The 17076-nt window shown below is 61.3% G+C and carries 14 protein-coding genes; 5 read left to right on the forward strand and 9 right to left on the reverse strand.

Annotated features, from left to right (window positions below; genetic code table 11):
• Positions 1–877: 877 nt before the first annotated feature.
• From QCBJ_RS19130 to QCBJ_RS19140, 3 genes are all read right to left on the reverse strand, one after another.
• Positions 878–2044: a GGDEF domain-containing protein gene (locus QCBJ_RS19130; RefSeq protein WP_102061338.1), complete on the reverse strand. Its 1167-nt coding sequence runs from the start codon at positions 2042–2044 to the stop codon at positions 878–880.
• Positions 2045–2173: 129 nt separating this feature from the next.
• Entirely contained in the window at positions 2174–3298 is a 1125-nt protein-coding gene (locus tag QCBJ_RS19135; protein ID WP_012724603.1) for a sensor histidine kinase, read from the reverse strand.
• Between the two features lie 130 nt (positions 3299–3428).
• Positions 3429–4640 carry an MFS transporter gene (locus QCBJ_RS19140; RefSeq protein WP_012724602.1) on the reverse strand — a complete coding sequence of 404 codons (1212 nt, stop codon included), beginning with the start codon at positions 4638–4640 and terminating at the stop codon, positions 3429–3431.
• Between the two features lie 98 nt (positions 4641–4738).
• Between QCBJ_RS19140 and QCBJ_RS19145 the strand changes: the two genes are divergently transcribed.
• A complete protein-coding gene (locus tag QCBJ_RS19145; protein ID WP_043205440.1) occupies positions 4739–5560 on the forward strand; it encodes a helix-turn-helix domain-containing protein in 822 nt (273 codons plus the stop codon).
• On the opposite strand, the gene QCBJ_RS19150 is transcribed toward QCBJ_RS19145, so the two are convergent.
• Positions 5561–8134: an EAL domain-containing protein gene (locus QCBJ_RS19150; RefSeq protein ID WP_102061339.1), complete on the reverse strand. Its 2574-nt coding sequence runs from the start codon at positions 8132–8134 to the stop codon at positions 5561–5563. It abuts the gene before it with no gap.
• A gap of 106 nt (positions 8135–8240) precedes the next feature.
• Between QCBJ_RS19150 and QCBJ_RS19155 the strand changes: the two genes are divergently transcribed.
• Positions 8241–8558: an SDR family oxidoreductase gene (locus tag QCBJ_RS19155; protein WP_244886037.1), complete on the forward strand. Its 318-nt coding sequence runs from the start codon at positions 8241–8243 to the stop codon at positions 8556–8558.
• Here QCBJ_RS19155 and QCBJ_RS19160 read toward each other — a convergent pair.
• On the reverse strand, positions 8510–9670 hold the full coding sequence (locus tag QCBJ_RS19160) for an MFS transporter (protein WP_102061447.1): 1161 nt from the start codon (positions 9668–9670) through the stop codon (positions 8510–8512). The two genes, QCBJ_RS19155 and QCBJ_RS19160, sit on opposite strands and share 49 nt — an antisense overlap.
• Before the next feature lie 38 nt (positions 9671–9708).
• Positions 9709–10731 (reverse strand): alpha/beta hydrolase, encoded by a 1023-nt coding sequence (locus QCBJ_RS19165; RefSeq protein WP_102061340.1) that lies wholly within the window; start codon positions 10729–10731, stop codon positions 9709–9711.
• A gap of 165 nt (positions 10732–10896) precedes the next feature.
• Here QCBJ_RS19165 and QCBJ_RS19170 point away from each other — a divergent pair, with 165 nt between their 5' ends.
• Positions 10897–11820, forward strand: coding sequence for an AraC family transcriptional regulator (locus QCBJ_RS19170; RefSeq protein ID WP_102061341.1), 924 nt, complete (start codon positions 10897–10899; stop codon positions 11818–11820).
• On the opposite strand, the gene QCBJ_RS19175 is transcribed toward QCBJ_RS19170, so the two are convergent.
• Together QCBJ_RS19175 and proP are read right to left on the reverse strand one after the other, a co-directional pair.
• The gene (locus tag QCBJ_RS19175; RefSeq protein WP_102061342.1) at positions 11795–12301 is read right to left on the reverse strand and encodes a GAF domain-containing protein; all 507 of its coding nucleotides are present in this window, start codon (positions 12299–12301) and stop codon (positions 11795–11797) included. The genes QCBJ_RS19170 and QCBJ_RS19175 overlap by 26 nt on opposite strands.
• 53 nt (positions 12302–12354) lie before the next feature.
• Entirely contained in the window at positions 12355–13857 is a 1503-nt protein-coding gene (gene proP, locus QCBJ_RS19180; RefSeq protein ID WP_012724594.1) for a glycine betaine/L-proline transporter ProP, read from the reverse strand.
• Between the two features lie 154 nt (positions 13858–14011).
• Between proP and QCBJ_RS19185 the strand changes: the two genes are divergently transcribed.
• Both QCBJ_RS19185 and QCBJ_RS19190 read left to right on the forward strand, forming a co-directional pair.
• On the forward strand, positions 14012–14542 hold the full coding sequence (locus tag QCBJ_RS19185) for a GNAT family N-acetyltransferase (protein WP_102061343.1): 531 nt from the start codon (positions 14012–14014) through the stop codon (positions 14540–14542).
• Positions 14543–14685: 143 nt separating this feature from the next.
• Positions 14686–16089 carry an MFS transporter gene (locus tag QCBJ_RS19190; protein ID WP_102061344.1) on the forward strand — a complete coding sequence of 468 codons (1404 nt, stop codon included), beginning with the start codon at positions 14686–14688 and terminating at the stop codon, positions 16087–16089.
• A 37-nt stretch (positions 16090–16126) separates the two neighbouring features.
• Here the strand turns inward: QCBJ_RS19190 and QCBJ_RS19195 are convergent, their stop codons facing one another.
• Entirely contained in the window at positions 16127–17047 is a 921-nt protein-coding gene (locus QCBJ_RS19195) for a bifunctional helix-turn-helix transcriptional regulator/GNAT family N-acetyltransferase (protein ID WP_012724591.1), read from the reverse strand.
• Between the last annotated feature and the right edge of the window lie 29 nt (positions 17048–17076).

Here is a 17076-nt window from a genome sequence, read left to right on the forward strand (position 1 = left end):
CTATGTCTCGCGCTACAACATCAGCAGGCCTCACAGCTATAACGACTACAGGTCGCCGGTCGTGAAGGAAAGGTTGGCGGCGTGAACCGTAATCGGTGTCCAAGATTACTTGACCAGTTCAGCTTGCCCCCGATGGCGGTGTGTCAGTCGATTCATCTGGTGACTGATTCAGCGCCATCGGGGCATCGGTATCTACACCACTCTGGGTACGGCGCTGGACCTGTGGCGAGGGCGCTTGCTCCCGCTGGCGGCCTGACAGCCGACCACCATCTAACGGTTAGGCCGCGATCCAAATGTGGGAGGGGGCTTGCCCCCGATAGCGGTGTGTCAGTCGATTCATCAGGTGACTGATTCAGCGCCATCGGGGCCTCGGTATCTACACAATTCTGGGTATGGCGCTGGATCTGTGGCGAGGGAGCTTGCTCCCGCCGGCGGCCTTGCAGACGACCAGGATGTTGGATCAGACCGGGTACATATCCGTTATTTAGGTAACGGCTGCTATGGGTTCCGCCCTTACGGCGGCTCACTTTTGAAGAGCGCAAAAGTAAGCAAAACGCGCTTGCCCCAACACTCGGCACCTCGCTCACGCTCGGTGTACCCGTAATCCGACAGGGATTTTGGGGGCCGCCGCCACGCGCCATCCATGGCGCGGGGCGGCTAAACCGGCATCCCTGCCGGTTTACCCCCAAATCCCTGTCGAATTCCGGCCAGCGTGTTTGACGGGGCGCCTGAGATCAAGATCAAGATCAAGAGCGGCTCGCTTCGCATCGTGGTTACTGTGGTTGCTAAAACGTTGTGTCGATGCTTGTGTTGGCATGGCTGCAACGGTCGTCATCTCATTTGCATTCGCCGCCACCGTCGATTTTGGAAAAAGCAGTTAGCCGTACGGGCCGGTGCCGGTCCGGTCGACCAGGCGGATGCTGTTACGGCCAGCCCGCTTGGATTCATACAGCGTGGTATCGCCTTGTTCAATCAGCGCCGTCAGGCTCGGCGGTGGTTGATCAAACAGGTTGGCGCCGATGCTCAGGGTGACCGGCGCCGGCGTGGCGAAGGTCTGCGCGGCCAGTTGGTGAAACTGGTCGCGCAGGCTGCTGCCCAGCGTGACAATCTGCTCGGTGGAGGCCGGGTTCAACAGGATCACGAACTCATCGCCGCCGAGGCGTGCGGCCAGCGCACCTCGGGGCACCACGCCGCGGATCATTTCACTCAACGCGATCAGCAAGCGGTCGCCGGCGATATGGCCGTGGAGGTCGTTGACCGATTTGAAGTTGTCGATATCGATCAGCAGCAACGCACCCGGTTGCGCCGGCGACACCTGGGCCAGCAGGCGTGGGGCGCGCAGGTCGAGGGCGCGGCGGTTGTACAGGGCGGTGAGGGGGTCGCGGGCAGCGAGGCGGGCGATCTGTTGTTCGCGTCGGTAGCGTTCGGAGCCGGTCATCGACAGGGCAATCAGCATGATCGCCATGGCGCCTTCCACCAGGGAGACCTGGATGATTTCGCCCTTGAACGCGGCAAGGTCGATCAGGGTGCCGGGGATCAGTACCGACAGGGCCTTGGCCACATAGAAGGTGCCATGGATCAGCAGCACATAACGCAATTGCACCGCGCCGATGCTCAACGATTTGCCATGGGGGCGCAGCAAAAAGCTGGCGCGCAAGGTCGGCAGCGCCACCAGCAGCGACTGCACCCCCAGCATGGCTTTGGACCACGGCAGGTCGGCCGGCAGCATCAGCATGCCGAACCAGACCGCCAGCATCAGCAGCCATAGGCGTGACAGGCGCACCTGGGTGAACCGCGCCACGCCGAGCAAAAACAGAAAGTGCGCGCTCACCAGTAGGCCGTTGGCGAACCAGATGCCGATCATCACAAAGCCATTGATGCGCAGCAGCGCAAGCGTGGACCCGATGCTGATGGTCGCGAAACCGGCGCTCCAGTACAGCAGCGAAGGTTCACGCACACTGCGCCATTCAACGGCCAGGTACAGGGCGGCAGCGGCTGCCAGGGCAACGGTGAGTGCCAAAATCGTAGGAGGGTCGAGCGTCATGTGCTGCCGGGTCTGCCAGGGTTGCGTTGAAAACCGCGATTGTAAGCCTTCGCGAGCGGTTTTCGGAGCCTTACTGGCGAACGGCTATCAGCCCGCGGAGGTCGGCGCACGTAGGTCAGTTCACGCAGGTCAGTACAGAGGCACCGTTGCGCGGAACACCGTACCAGACGCCAGGCTCGACTCGACTTCAATCAACCCTTGGTGGGACGCCACAATTTCAGAAGCGATGAACAAGCCCAACCCGAGGCCTTCCGTGGGGCCGTGTTCAATCACCGCGCGTTGGGAAAAGCGCCCCATGGGGTTGAAGATAAATGGCAAAACGTCCACCGGGATGGGGTTGCCGCGATTGTGCACCGCGAACACCAACGTCTCTGCCGACGCCGACAATTGCACCTTGATCGGTGAACGCGCATCACCGTGTTGCACTGCATTGCTGATGATGTTGGAAAACACTTGCTCCATGCGCGGGCCATCGAAGGCGCCAGTGGCCTGGGTTGTCGCTTCGAACAGGATGTGTGAGTCAGGGTGAAACGCGCGGATTTCGTCGACGATCCGTTCACAGATCGGTGCCAGGTCGACGGCCGTGCGTTTGACCGGAATGCCGGGGCCCATCTGGCAGCGCGTCAAATCCAGCAGGTCGCCAACGATCTGGCTGGCGCGTTGGACACTGGTGTAAATCTGCGTAGCCACGCGGGTATTGCGCTCGCCCAAGGCCGGCGAACGCCTGAGCATGTCGGCGCCCAGCAGAATCGCGCCCAGCGGCGTGCGCAGGTCGTGACCGAGAATGCCCAGGAAGACATTGCGCGACGCTTCTACCGCGCGCGAGTAGCTGGCGATGGATTCCGCCAGCGCCTGGTCGATGGCCTCATGAAAGCGGTTCATGTCGTCGACTTGCAGCGCCGTGCCGTGTTTGATCTGGTCAAGCCACTGGCTGAGTACGCTGGTGCGCAACGCACGGTACTCAGACACCATCTGGTCGATGGAGAACCCCGCCATCAAGCGGGTTACCGCATGCGTTTCAGCGGGGCTCTCGGTGTCATTCTGCGGTGCCAGCCCCTGAGCCTTTTCGGTTTGTTCCTGCACCGTCTGGCTGGTGCGCAGGTCGAGTACGATGGCGTGCAGCATCTGTTCGGCGTGATCACGCAGGCCTGCACGGTCGAGGTCGGCGCCTGGGGTCTGGATGGTGCGTGCAAAGTCTTCCCAGGCCTGAAGAATCGGTTCGAGGTTTGCAAGAATGAAGTCTGGCAGGCGCATGCGGGGGTTCCTTGGAGGGGCGGCGAGCAGAAATGCGCGGGAAGCTGCCAAACAAGGATTTAAGCACGGATTGGCTTGCGGCATGCTGCGCAGGCGTCCCTGCCTGCGTCAGTCATGCGGATAAGTGCGGTCAAATGCCTTTGGTAGACGGCAGCAAGACGGTCAGGATGCCCACCAGTGGCAGGAACGAGCACAGTTTGTAGACGTACTCGATACCGTGTGTGTCAGCGAGCAAACCGAGCAGCGCCGCGCCAATCCCGCTGAAACCGAACATCAGGCCGAAAAAGATCCCGGCGATCATGCCCACATTGCCCGGCACCAGTTCCTGGGCAAAGACCACGATGGCCGAGAAGGCCGAGGCGATGATAAAACCGATCACGACGCTCAATACCGCCGTCCAGAACAGGTCGACGTAGGGCAGCGCCAGGGTGAACGGCGCTGCACCAAGGATGGAGAACCAGATGACTTTCTTACGGCCGATCTTGTCGCCGATGGGGCCGCCCGCGAAGGTGCCGACCGCCACTGCGCCCAGGAACAGGAACAGGTACATCTGGGAGCTGGAGACCGACAGCTGGAATTTTTCGATCAGGTAGAACGTGAAGTAGCTGGTCAGGCTGGTCATGTACCAGTACTTGGAAAACACCAGCACGGCCAGTACGACCAGGGCGAAGGTCACGCGGCCTTTGGACAAACCATGGGTGGCTTTGCCGCCTTGCTTGAGCTTGAACAGGTTGAGGTGGTTGCGGTACCAGCGGCTCAAGCCGTACAGCACCAGGATCGCGAACACGGCAAACAGCCCGAACCAGGCGATATGGCCTTGGCCGTAGGGAATGATGATCGCCGCCGCCAGCAACGGGCCCAGCGCGCTGCCGGTGTTGCCGCCGACCTGGAAGGTCGATTGGGCCAGGCCGTAGCGACCGCCGGAGGCCAGGCGCGCGACACGCGAAGTTTCCGGGTGGAAGGTCGACGAGCCGACGCCGACCAGGCCGGCCGCCAGCAGGATCGCCGGGAAGTTGCCGACAAACGCCAGCATCAGGATGCCGATCAAGGTGCACACCATGCCCGCCGGCAGTAGCCACGGTTTGGGGTGGCGGTCGGTGTGGTAGCCGATCCAGGGTTGCAGCAGCGAGGCGGTGAGCTGGAAGGTCAGGGTGATCAGGCCCACTTGGGTGAACGACAGCCCGTAGTTGGCCTTGAGCATCGGGTAGATCGACGGCAGCACGGCCTGGATCAGGTCATTGATCAAATGCGCCAAGGCGCAGGCGCCGAGGATACGCATGACCAAGGGGCTGGCTTGGGGTGCAGTGGTTGCAGCGGCGGGTGACGCGGTGAGGGTCGACATGCAGGCATTCCATACAAGGCAGCTAATCAGAGGCGGCGACTTCTTAAGGTCGCCATCCATTACAAAATGATTCGGCGTTTATGCTAGATTCGTCATGAATGCCTGTCTCGCGTAATTCGGGCGGCAACCATCGCAAAAAGGGCGAAATGATCAAACCGCTGAATGAATTTCTCCAGGAAATCAACGAAGGCGCCTGGGCGGTCATCAGTTCCGCCACGGATTACCCGGAAAATTGGGTGATCCCCGACCACAGCCACGAAAAACATCAACTGCTCTACGCCATCGAAGGGGTGATGGTGGTGTACTCGGCGTTGAACCAGTGGACGGTACCGCCCAATCGCGGGATCTGGATGCCCAGCGGGCAGGTGCATTCGTTGCGCTGTGTCGGCACCCTGAAAATGCGCAGCGTGTTTGTGCGCCCGGACCGGTTCCCGAACATGCCCGGCGAGCCGAAGACGGTCAGCATCTCGCCGCTGCTGAGCGAGCTGATCAAGGCGTCGGTGAGTTTGAAACCGCCGTACGCCGAGGACTCGCGGGAGGCGCGGATCATGCACCTGATCCTCGACGAACTCGCCATCCTGCCGGCGCTGCCACTGGCGTTGCCCCAGCCCGCCGACCCGCGTATCAAGCAGATCTGCCTTGCGTTACAGGACGATCCGGGGGACGCCTCCACCGTGGCGGATTGGAGCGCGCGCCTGAACCTGGACCAGACCACCATCCAGCGCCTGTTCCGCAAGGCAACCGGCATGACCTTCGGCCAGTGGCGTCAGCAGGCGCGGCTGCTGCTGGCGCTGGAGCGCATTGCGGTGGGCGAGAAGGTGATCGATATCGCCCTGGAACTGGGCTATGAAAGCCCGAGCGCGTTTACCAGCATGTTCAAGAAACAGTTTGGCAAGACGCCGAGCCAGTTTTTCCGGTAATCACTGCACGGTGCCGGCGTGCACGTCGAGCAAGCTGTTGAGCGCCTCGATATCCAATGGCCGACTGAGGAAATAGCCTTGGCCCTCTTCACAGGCCACGGCCTTGAGCAGCGCCAGATGCTCGGCGGTTTCAATGCCTTCGGCCGTGACTGTCAGTGCCAGGGCGCGGCCCAGCCCGACAATCGCCTGGATAATTGCCTTGTCATCGTCACTTTCCTCCAGTCGGGTGAGGAAGCTGCGGTCTATTTTCAAACCATCGAACGGGAAGTCGCGCAGATAGCTCAGGGACGAGTAGCCGGTGCCGAAGTCATCCATGGCAATGCGTACGCCCAATTGCTTGAGCGTGCGCATCACCTCAAGCGCCCCGGTGGCATCTTCAAGCATGACGCTTTCGGTGATTTCCAGTTCTACGCGCGCGGGATCAATGCCTGAGCTCTTCAGCGCTTGCTGCGTACGCTCCACCAGGTTGCCACGCTTGAACTCCGTGGGTGACAGGTTGACGGACACAAAAAGCGGCTCCGGCCACTGCGCGGCACACACGCAAGCGGTCTCCAGTACCCAATCGCTCAGCGCCAGGATCAACCCGGACTCTTCGGCAATCGGAATGAAGGTGTCCGGCGCGATCAGGCCGCGTACCGGGTGCTGCCAGCGCACCAGCGCTTCGGCGCCGACCATTTGCCCGTCGGCGATGCGATAGCGGGGTTGGAAGTGCAGGCGCAGTTCGGCATGTTTGATCGCATACCGAAGGTCGCTTTCCAGACGCCGACGTTCGATGATCCGCGCGTTCATGTCGCCGGAATAGAACCGCCAGGTATTGCGCCCGGCGGCTTTCGCCTCGTACAGCGCAATGTCGGCGTAGCGCAGCAGTTCCGCGGCTTCGCGGGCATCGTTGGGCGCGATGGCAATCCCGATACTGGCGCTGATGAACACCTCTTGCTCGTCAATTCTGATCGTGCGTTCGATGGATTCGATCAACCGCTTACACAGGGTTTCGACTTCGTCCTGAGTGCCTGCATCGGTCAGGATCAGCACAAATTCATCGCCGCCGACACGGGCGACCAGATCACCATGGCGCACGCAGTCCGCCAGGCGCGCAGACACTTCGTTGAGCACCCGGTCACCGGCCGCGTGCCCCAGCAGGTCATTGACCGGCTTGAACCGATCCAGGTCCAGGCTGAGCATCACCAGGGGCTGTTCGGTGGAGGGCAGGGCTTTGAGTTTGCCGTCGAGGAACGCTTGCAGGCGGGTGCGGTTGGGCAGCCCGGTCAGGGCGTCATGCTGGGACAAGAACTCGATGCGCCGACGGGCTTCGACTTCTTCCGTCACGTCGGTGGCCGTCCCGCGAAACCCGCCGCACGGCATCTCTCGCGCCGACAGCCGAGTGGTGCGTTCCTGTCCTGCTGCATCGACGTAGCGACACTGCACGCTGATATCCGGGCGTCGTCCGGGTGCGCTGAGCCACTGGGAAAGCAGGCCCGACTCGGTCTCCAGCAAGTCGTTCATCGTCGCCCCGATCCACGCATAGCGGGTCAACCCGGTGACGCCTTCGAAGCGTTCCGACAGGTAAGTGAAGCGCCAACCGGCGTCGATTTCCCACACCCAGTCGGAGCTGGCCTCCACCACATCGCGAAAGCGTGCTTCGCTGGTGGCCAGGGCATTCTGGCTGTTCTGCAGCGACGAATGGCTCGCATCCAGGGCGAGCGCGGCGGCGGTGGTGCGGCGCGAAATGGCCCAGGTCATCAGGCACACCAGCAACGCGGCCAGGCCCAGCAGCGGCAGACCGACCCCCATAAGCCGCAAACCGGGCCGGGCCGGCTCCCAGTGCAGGCTGCCGGCGGTACCGTTGTCGCCGAGGGGAAAGAGCAACGTTTTGCCGATTTCATCGGGGCTGGCAATGTGCAGTTTGTTCACGCCGAACTCATCGCCGATCACGGCCAGTTTGGCGCTGTTGAGGATGTCGATGAAGATCAGCACCGAGGCCGGCCGGCCATCGGCCCGCACCGTGGGGTCGGTGCCGGGAGTGATGGCGGCGGCCGCCACCAGCGCGGGGCTGCCGTGCACGTTGATAAAGGTGGTGATCGGTGTTTCGCTGTCGGCACCCGCACGGGCCTGGTCGAGAATCCCGGCAATGGGCTGGCCCAGCCATTGCGTGAGGTCGATATCCAGCAGCTTGCCGTCGACGACCGCGTACACCGTGCGATCGGCGTCGTTGACCACAAACAGGCCTTGAAAACCGAAATCATCAAACAACGTGGCGCCGAGATTGCCCCGCATGTAAGCCCAGTCATTGTCGACTTTAACGTGCAAGTGCTTGTAGGCATCGCTCCAAAAGGCGTAGTCCTTGACGGTCACCCGTAAGGTTTTCTCCAGCGATTGCACGGCTTTACGGGTATAGAAGGCGCTTTCAACCTGCTCGGAACGGTCCAGTTCGTGGGCGAGGTAAACCAGCGAGTAGGCTGCGGCAGCAAATACCACGGCCAACAAGCCCATGAACCGGAACAGCGAGGTGCGCGCCAGTGAAAGGCTGGTGCGGTCGGAAAGCGAGCGGACGATAGGAGCGAGAGAGTTCGGCATTGTTTCCCGCAGAGCGTCGCTGCAAGTCAGGGGTATGACGTGTTATCGGCGGCCGGGGCAAAACGTTGAGAGCGTTGCAGCGGATCAGGGCTCACGCTGGAGCGCGGTGCGTCCCCTGGCTTTGGGCTTCACCGGCAGGCTATGCACCTACAACATCGCCAAGGAAGCCGTACGCGCACTCACACGCTCGGCGGCGCGAGAATGGGGAGTGGACAACATCACGGTCAACAACCTGTTGCCGGTGGCCGACACCTGGGGCGATGCGTATGACGCCCCGGCGCCGACCAATGTGCTGGGGCGTTACGGCTCGCCTGAAGATGACATTGCGCCGGTGGTGCTGTTCCTGGCCAGCCAGGACGCGCAATTCATTACCGGCTACAGCCTCACACCGGATGGCGGGCAAATCATCGACAGTGCGCGGTAACCGCTGGCGCGAGCCGCGAGCCACGCCAACACGGCTGCCGCACCCAGCACCGCCGCACTCAACTGGAAGGTAGCCTGGTAACCGCTCCAGTCAAACACGAGGCCGCCAACGATAGCGCCCGATGCTATCGCCAGCTGGATGATCGCGACCATCAAGCCACCCCCTGCCTCGGCATCGTCGGGCAGGGTTGTCGACAGCCAGGTCCACCAGCCCACCGGCGCGGCGGTGGCGACCAGGCCCCAGAGCCCCAGCAACAACGTGGTCATCACCATGGAGCTGCCGACCTTGACCAGCGCCAGAGCAATCCCCGCCATCACCAACGGGATGATGATCAGCGTCAGGAACACGCTCTTTTTCAGCAAACGCTCGATCACGAGCGTCCCCACCAGTCCGGCCAGGCCCAGCACCAACAATATGAGCGACAACCGGGAAACACTGACCTGGGTGACAGCCTCCAGAAACGGTCGCAGGTAAGTGAACAGCATGAACTGGCCCATGAAAAACACGCTGACCGCCAGCATGCCCAAGGCCACCGGCTTGCGCTTCATCAAGCCCAACAGGCGGCCGTTTTTTGCCGCCCCCTGCGCTTTGATCGACGGCAGACTGAGCATCAGCCAGGCCGCCGCCAGCACTGCAACGGGGACGACGCAAAAGAACGCCCCGCGCCAGCCGATCAAGCCGCCGACGAAGCTGCCCAACGGTGCCGCGATCACCGTTGCCAGTGCGTTGCCGCCATTGACGATAGCCAATGCCCGCGGCACCTGGGCTGCGGGCACCAGGCGCATGGCGGTGGCGGCCGACAGTGACCAGAAGCCGCCGATGGCCACGCCGATCAACGCGCGGCCCAGCATGAACACGGAGTAATTGGGTGCGAATGCCACCACCGTGCCAGAAATGATCATCAGCAGGGTCAAGGACAGCAGCAAGCGCTTGCGTTCAACCCGCGCCGCCACGGCCGCAATCACCAGGCTGGTGAGCAGGGCAAACAGCCCTGATACCGAAATGCCCTGTCCGGCCTGGCCCTCGGTGATATGCAGGTCGGTCGCCAGCGGCGTCAACAGGCTCACGGGCAGGAACTCGGAGGCCACCAGGGCAAATGCCGCCAGTGACATTGCGAGTACGGCGCCCCAGTTTTTTGGCTCGGCGGTCGTCACTTCAGGTACTTCCTGAAAAAGCCGGCGAGCGTGTCGAACGGGATCAGGTCGACCCGGTCGTACAAGTCCACATGCCCGGCGTCGGGGATGATCACCAGTTCCTTAGGCTCGGCAGCACGCTGGTAGGCGTCCTCGCTGAATTCGCGGGAGTGCGCATTGGCGCCGGCAATCAGCAAGAGCGGACGCGGAGAAAGGGTCTCGATGTCATTGAACGGGTAGAAGTTCATGAACTTCACGTTGCTGCTCAGCGTCGGCCGGGTGGTGGTGTGTGGCGAGGCGCCGGTGGGGGTGAACTCACCGCGCGATGTGCGATAGAAATCGTAGAACTCATCGCCAACCGCATCGCCGGTCAGGGCGTTCGGTGTGCCGCCGGTGTAGACGGTGTCGCCCCCCTGGAATTCCACATAGCGCTGGTTGGCCGCTTGCAGCAGTACCTGTCGGCGTTGCGCCAAGGTCACGCCATGTTTGAGGCCATTGCGAGTGGCGGCGCCCATGTCATACATGCTCACCGTGGCGATGGCCTTGAGGCGTGGGTCGATCTTCGCGGCAGCGATGGCGAAGCTGCCACTGCCGCAGATACCGATCACGCCAATGCGCTCGCGGTCGACGATTGGCTGGGTGCCAAGGTAATCCACGGCGGCGCTGAAGGCTTCGCTGTAGAGCTCGGGCAACACCGCATTGCGTGGTGTGCCGGCACTTTCTCCCCAGAATGGGAGATCCAGGGACAACGTTACAAAACCCCGTTCTGCCATTTTGGTCGCATAGAGGTTCGCGCTCTGTTCTTTGACGGCACCCATCGGGTGGCCAACGATAATCGCAGCATTTCTGGAGGTGGGGGCAAGGTCCTTGGGCACAAACAGGTTGCCCGCGACCGCCATGCCGTATTGATTGTTGAAGGTGACCTTTTCGACACTGACCTTGTCGCTTGTGTAGAAGTTGTTGGCACCGTTGGACATATCGGCTCCCAGTGAAGTGGTACAGGTCACCAGCAAACCCAGGGTGAGCAGGAGGTTTTTCATCGGATGATCCTTGAGGGGGTGGGTGCGCACATTTTCCCGGGGGCGGTCAGGGTTCTGTAGTGCGTTTGACTGGATTACTTGCCTGATCCTCTGAGTTCTGCGGTTTGCCGGGACGCCACGGACCGCTCGGGGTAAAGTCCGATGACGAGAGAAAAAGAGCCTGTCATGACTATCAATGAAACGCCCCTGGACGCGCTGATCCAGGCTATTGGATCGCGGGTGCAGGCTCCGGGCGACTACCCCATGCCGATTCCTGGTCTTGGCTTCTACCGGCGTGAACAGCCCGCAAGCCCCGTGGTGTGCATGGTCGAGCCGTGCATCGTGCTGGTTGCCCAAGGTGCAAAACAGCTGTGGGCGGGGGGGGAGGGTTATCCATACGATACTTCGCGCTTCCTGGTGACCTCACTGGACATTCCCGCCAATTCCGAAGTGCTGGTGGCCAGCCCCGAAAGACCTTGCCTTGGGCTCACCTTCAAGTTGGATTTGCGCATATTGGCCGAGCTGATCGCTCAGAGTGAGCTGCCGCCGGCGCGGGAGCGGCCGGTGCTGAAGGGGGTGGGCATCGGTACGGTGACCCAGGGCATGCTGGCGTCTTTCGCGCGTCTGGTGGCGCTGCTGGATGAACCCGAAGCAATTGCGGTGCTGGCACCGTTGATCCAGCGCGAGATTCACTATCGTCTACTGAAAAGCGACCAGGCGAGCCGATTGCGTCAGATCTGTTCCGTCGACGGACAGGGCTATCGGATTGCCAAAGCGATTGATTGGCTGAAGCTCAATTACGACGCGGCATTGCGCGTCGATGAGTTGGCGGCGCGCGTGCAAATGAGTGCGGCAACCTTTCATCATCACTTTCGCCAGCTGACGGCGATGAGCCCGTTGCAGTATCAGAAGTGGCTGCGCCTGAATGAGGCGCGGCGCTTGATGTTGAACGAGCACCAGGACGTGTCCAGTGCCGCGTTCAAAGTGGGCTATGAAAGCCCGTCACAGTTCAGCCGCGAGTACAGCCGCTTGTTCGGCATGCCGCCTAAGCGCGATGTGGCGGCACTGCGTGGCAAAGCGACTGTCAGTGATCAGCCGCCTTCAGGTTAGCGTAGAAAATACAACCGATCAGCCGCGCGAACAGGCTGAGGGTTTCCGGCAGGTTGGGGTCTTCAAACAGCATCGCCCTGGAATCCAGCGCGCACAGCGCACCGAACAGGCGGCCGTCAGGCAGGAAGATCGGCGCACCGGCGTAGCTTTCAATGGCGAATTGCTTGACCACCGGGCGAGTGGCAAAGCGGCCGTTCTGGCTGATCTGCGGGATGAACAGCGTCTGAGGGTTGATAAAGAACTCACTGCACAGCGTGGTTTCGAGGTCGAGCACGTCGTCGACCTGGATGCCCATTTCGGCGGTGTCGTGTACGGAGCAGACCACCCATTCCTGGTCGGTGAATTTGGCGAGGCCGGCAAAGCGCATGCCGGTCAGGCGGGTGACCAGTTGCAGGATGCTGGTGCTGGCTTCTATTTCGGCGATGGCAGCGCGCTCATCGGCGCTGAGCAGGGACTGTGCTGAGGTGACGCTAGGAATCATAGGTGAACACTCCAATTGCGTGGTGGTCCTGGCCCACCACGCACGTTGAGGGCTTAGTTAATCCGTGGATGCTGCTGCACAAGGTTGTTGCGCTTGGCTTCCAATTCGGCGATCTCGGCATCGATGTCTTCGATCTTCTGCTCGATATTGTCGTGATGTTCCTGCAGCAGCTCCTTGGCTTCTTCCATGTCCGAAGCGGCCGGCGCTGCGCCGCGCAACGGTTTGTTGGCGGTTTCCTTCATGGTCAGGCCAGTGACCAGTCCAACGACCGCAAACACCATCAGGTAGTAGGCGGGCATGTACAGGTCGTTGGTGCTTTCCACCAGCCAGGCCACGGCAGTCGGGGTTACGCCTGCGATCAACACCGACACGTTGAACGCACTGGCCAATGCACTGTAGCGCAGGTGCGTGGGGAACATCGCCGGGAGTGTCGAGGCCATCACCCCAATAAAGAAGTTGAGGATCACCGCCAGGATCAGCAAACCGGCGAAGATCAGCCCGATCTTGCCGCTGGTGATCAGCATAAATGCAGGGATCGACAGGAACAGCAGGCCGATGCTGCCGGCGATGATGAACGGCTTGCGACCGATCTTATCGCTGACAAAACCGATGAACGGCTGCACGAACAGCATCCCGACCATGATCGCGATGATGATCAGCACGCCGCTGTTTTCTTTGTAATGCAGGTTATGCGACAGGTAGCTCGGCATGTAGGTGAGCAGCATGTAGTACGTCACGTTGGTGGCCGCGACGATGCCGATGCAGGTCAGCAGGCTGCGCCAGTGCTGGGTCGCGACTTCCTTGAACGACACTTTGGGACCGTGTGTCAGGCCTTCGCGGTCGCCTTGCTCGAGTTTGTCCATGTGCTGTTGGAACGCCGGGGTTTCTTCCAGCGCGTGACGCAGGTACAGGCCGATGATGCCCAGGGGCAGGGCGAGGAAGAACGGCAGGCGCCAGCCCCACGCTTCGAACTCGGCTTCACCCAACACGGTGGAAATCAGTACAACCACACCGGCGCCGAGCACGAAACCGGCGATGGAGCCGAAGTCCAGCCAGCTGCCCAGGAAACCGCGCTTGCGGTCCGGGGCGTATTCGGCGACGAAGATCGACGCGCCGGTGTATTCACCGCCGACCGAGAAGCCCTGGGCCATTTTGCACAGCAATAGCAGGATCGGCGCCCAGATGCCGATGGAGGCATAGCCGGGAATCAAGCCGATGGCAAAGGTGCTCAGGGACATGATCACAATGGTGGCGGCGAGTACTTTTTGCCGCCCGTATTTATCGCCCAGTGCGCCGAAGAACAGACCGCCCAGCGGGCGAATCAGGAAGGGCACCGAAAAGGTACCCAATGCAGCGATCATTTGTACGCTGGGCGAGGCGTCCGGGAAGAACACCTTGCCGAGCACATAGGCGACAAACCCGTAGACGCCGAAGTCGAACCATTCCATGGCGTTACCCAAGGCGGCAGCGGTGATTGCCTTGCGCACCTTGGCGTCGTCAACGATGGTGATGTCTTTCAAACCGATGGGTTTGACGCTTTTCTTACGTAATTTCATGCGGGGGCACTCTAAAGCAGAACAGGGGAGGTGCCATCGCAGCGATGGCACCGCTCTGTCAGTTCAGATACAAGCGGACATGAAATAATTCACCCGTATTTGCGTTTTTTTGCAGATGCATTGAACTTTGTGAATTTTACAGAGAGTTATCCGAATGCTCGCCAGCCCCGCGCGTCTCACCTACCGTCAGCCACTCCCCAGCGACCTGCAGCCATTGTTCGCGATCTTCGGCGACCCTCGGACCCACCTGTTCAACCCCGCCGGCCCCCTGACGTGCCTGGCCGATGCGCAACGCCTGCTCGACGGCTGGCTCGAGCAGTGGGCCAGCGAGGGCTATGGCTGGTGGGCGATTGCGCGCCACGCAGCGCCGGAGGACATCATCGGCTTTGGCGGTATCGCGCCTCTCAATTACCTGACGCAAAGGCGCATCAACCTGGGTTACCGCTTTGCCGAGCAAGCCTGGGGCCAGGGCTATGCCACCGAAGTGGGGCGCGATGCCCTCAAGTTGGCATTTGAAACCCTGGCGTTACCCGAGGTATTTGGCCTGGTCCGGCCCGACCATGCGGCGTCCATCCGGGTGCTGGAGAAGCTTGGCATGCAGCCTTTCGGCCTGCTTGATGATGTACCCGGCAAGCCGCCCAGCCGGGTATTCAGGATTTGTCATCCTACAACTGCTCAAAGCTGACACTTTTCACAGCCGCGCAAGACCTCATATAACCCTAATCTTTCAGATTGACAGGGGATAGGGACCTCGATATAAAAGCCACAGTTGTACGACGACATATGACGTTACATATGTCCTACCTAACAAAAATAAAAAGTGATGCCATGAACTTGATCGAGCCCATCCACGCTCATCGCGTTGGCCAAGCAGTAGGTAACTACCGCTGGACCATCTGCGCGATGCTGTTTTTCGCGACCACCGTCAACTACCTCGACCGCCAGGTGCTCAGCTTGCTGGCGCCGCAACTGTCGACGCAATTTGGCTGGAGCAACACCGATTACGCCAACATTGCCGCAGTGTTCCAGTTTGTCTACGCGATCTCCATGCTGTTCGCCGGGCGTTTTGTCGACAAGATCGGCACTAAGGCGGCCTACGTGGTGGCGATTGGCATCTGGTCCACGGGCGCCATCATGCATGCGTTCTCGGTACCGATGGGCGAGGGCATCGCGGCGATCAGCGGTGCAATCGGCCTGGCGGTGATTCCGGTGTCGATTGCCGGCTTTATGCTCTCCCGCGCCGTGCTGGCGATTGGTGAAGCGGGCAACTTCCCGATTGCGATCAAGGCCACTGCCGAATATTTCCCCAAGAAAGAACGCTCCCTGGCCACGGGTATCTTCAACTCCGGTGCCAACGTCGGGGCGATCCTGGCGCCGATCTGCGTGCCGTTGATTGCCGGGTTATGGGGCTGGGAAGCGGCCTTCATCGTGATCGGCGGCCTGGGCTTTGTGTGGGTGGCGGTGTGGGTCGCGCTGTACAAGAAGCCGGATGAGCAAAAACGCCTGTCGGCCGCCGAGCTGGCGTATATCCGCAGCGACCAGACCGTGCAGCCGTTCACCCCGGCAGCTGCGGGCGATGCAACGGAAAAAGTCTCGTGGTTCAAGCTGCTCACCTACCGCCAGACCTGGGCCTTCGCCTTCGGCAAGTTCATGACCGACGGCGTGTGGTGGTTCTTCCTGTTCTGGCTGCCCACCTACTTGTCGGCGCAATACGGCATGAAAGGTCCCGACATCGTGCTGCCCCTGGCGGTGCTGTACAGCATGACCATGGTCGGTAGCATCGGCGGCGGCTGGTTCCCGAGCTACTTCATGGCCCGTGGCGATGCGCCGTATGACGGCCGCATGAAAGCCATGCTGGTGATCGCCCTGTTTCCGTTGGTGGTGCTGTTGGCGCAACCCCTGGGCTACATCAGCTTCTGGGTGCCGGTATTGTTGATCGGCGTGGGCGCGTCGGCGCACCAGGCGTGGTCGTGCAACATCTTTACCACCGTCTCCGATATGTTCCCGCAGAAGACCGTGGCCTCGGTGGTCGGCATCGGCGGCATGGCCGGCGGTTTGGGCGGGGTGGTGATGACCAAGATTGGTGGCTGGGTGTTCGACTACTACAAGTCAGTCAACGATATCCACACCGGCTACATGATTATGTTCGCGATCTGTGCGCTGGCCTACCTGGTGGCCTGGAGCGTGATGAAGACGCTGGTGCCGCGCCACAAGGAAATCACCGACCTGTAAGGCTTGACGTCCCGCGCGGCAATCGCGCGGGACCGTTTCACAGCGCGCGGGCCCAGGTCTGGCTGACCAGGGATTTACCGAAGCTGACCATCGGTTCCTCCTCCACCAACTCAAACCCGGCTTTCTGATAGAGCTTGCGCGCATCGGTCAGGATGTCCACGGTCCACAGCAGCATGCGGGTGTAGCCCACCTGGCGGGCAAAGCGCACGCACTCGTCCACCAAACGCTGGCCGATGCCCATGCCCCGCGCGCTGGCATCCACGTAGAGCATGCGCAACTTGGCTGTGGTGTCGTCATGGCGGATCACAAACACCGACCCCACCACGTCACCGTCCTTTTCCGCGATCCAGCAACGCTCGGAGGTCGGATCAAATTCGCGCAGGTACTTGGCGACAATCTCCGCCACCAGCGCTTCGAATTCCCAATTCCAACCATATTCACGCGCGTATATCGCGGTTTGTTGTTGCACCACCAACCCCATGTCGCCGGGTTGTGGATCGCGTAGCAGATAGCTGGGCGCCGTGCCTTGCAGCAGGGCCTGGATGCGTTTCATGGCTTCGGTGAGCTGATGCTGTTGCTGCTCCGGCAGGCTGTCGAGCAGGGCGATGACTTCGTTCTGGGTGCGTTGCTCCAGGGGCGCCAACACGGCGCGACCGAGATCGCTGAGGTGCAATTGCACCGCGCGAGCATCGGTAACGGAGCGGACTTTCTGGATCAGGCCGCGCTTTTCCAGGCCGCCTACCAGCCGGCTCAGGTAACCCGCGTCCAGGCTGAGCATGTGGCACAGGTCAGCGCTGGTGAGATCGCCTCGGGAAGACAACTCGTACATCACGCGGATTTCGGTGAGCGAGTAGTCGCTTTGCAGCAGGTGTTCCTGCAGCACGCCGATCTGCTGCGTATAGAAGCGGTTGAAGCCGCGCACGACGCCGGCGCGCTCGATCAGCAGAGGGGTAGACATGCGCGAATACTCGAATGGTTGCCTGGGGC

This window comes from Pseudomonas sp. QC2, from assembly GCF_002859085.1.
In the GTDB taxonomy this organism is placed as follows: Bacteria; Pseudomonadota; Gammaproteobacteria; order Pseudomonadales; family Pseudomonadaceae; genus Aquipseudomonas; species Aquipseudomonas petroselini.

Coding starts and splice junctions, on each gene's coding strand:
- QCBJ_RS19130 (WP_102061338.1), bottom strand. CDS start 2,044: ATGACGCTCGACCCTCCTACGATTTTGGCACTCACCGTTGCCCTGGCA.
- QCBJ_RS19135 (WP_012724603.1), bottom strand. CDS start 3,298: ATGCGCCTGCCAGACTTCATTCTTGCAAACCTCGAACCGATTCTTCAG.
- QCBJ_RS19140 (WP_012724602.1), bottom strand. CDS start 4,640: ATGTCGACCCTCACCGCGTCACCCGCCGCTGCAACCACTGCACCCCAA.
- QCBJ_RS19145 (WP_043205440.1), top strand. CDS start 4,739: ATGCCTGTCTCGCGTAATTCGGGCGGCAACCATCGCAAAAAGGGCGAA.
- QCBJ_RS19150 (WP_102061339.1), bottom strand. CDS start 8,134: ATGCCGAACTCTCTCGCTCCTATCGTCCGCTCGCTTTCCGACCGCACC.
- QCBJ_RS19160 (WP_102061447.1), bottom strand. CDS start 9,670: ATGTCACTGGCGGCATTTGCCCTGGTGGCCTCCGAGTTCCTGCCCGTG.
- QCBJ_RS19165 (WP_102061340.1), bottom strand. CDS start 10,731: ATGAAAAACCTCCTGCTCACCCTGGGTTTGCTGGTGACCTGTACCACT.
- QCBJ_RS19170 (WP_102061341.1), top strand. CDS start 10,897: ATGACTATCAATGAAACGCCCCTGGACGCGCTGATCCAGGCTATTGGA.
- QCBJ_RS19175 (WP_102061342.1), bottom strand. CDS start 12,301: ATGATTCCTAGCGTCACCTCAGCACAGTCCCTGCTCAGCGCCGATGAG.
- proP (WP_012724594.1), bottom strand. CDS start 13,857: ATGAAATTACGTAAGAAAAGCGTCAAACCCATCGGTTTGAAAGACATC.
- QCBJ_RS19185 (WP_102061343.1), top strand. CDS start 14,012: ATGCTCGCCAGCCCCGCGCGTCTCACCTACCGTCAGCCACTCCCCAGC.
- QCBJ_RS19190 (WP_102061344.1), top strand. CDS start 14,686: ATGAACTTGATCGAGCCCATCCACGCTCATCGCGTTGGCCAAGCAGTA.
- QCBJ_RS19195 (WP_012724591.1), bottom strand. CDS start 17,047: ATGTCTACCCCTCTGCTGATCGAGCGCGCCGGCGTCGTGCGCGGCTTC.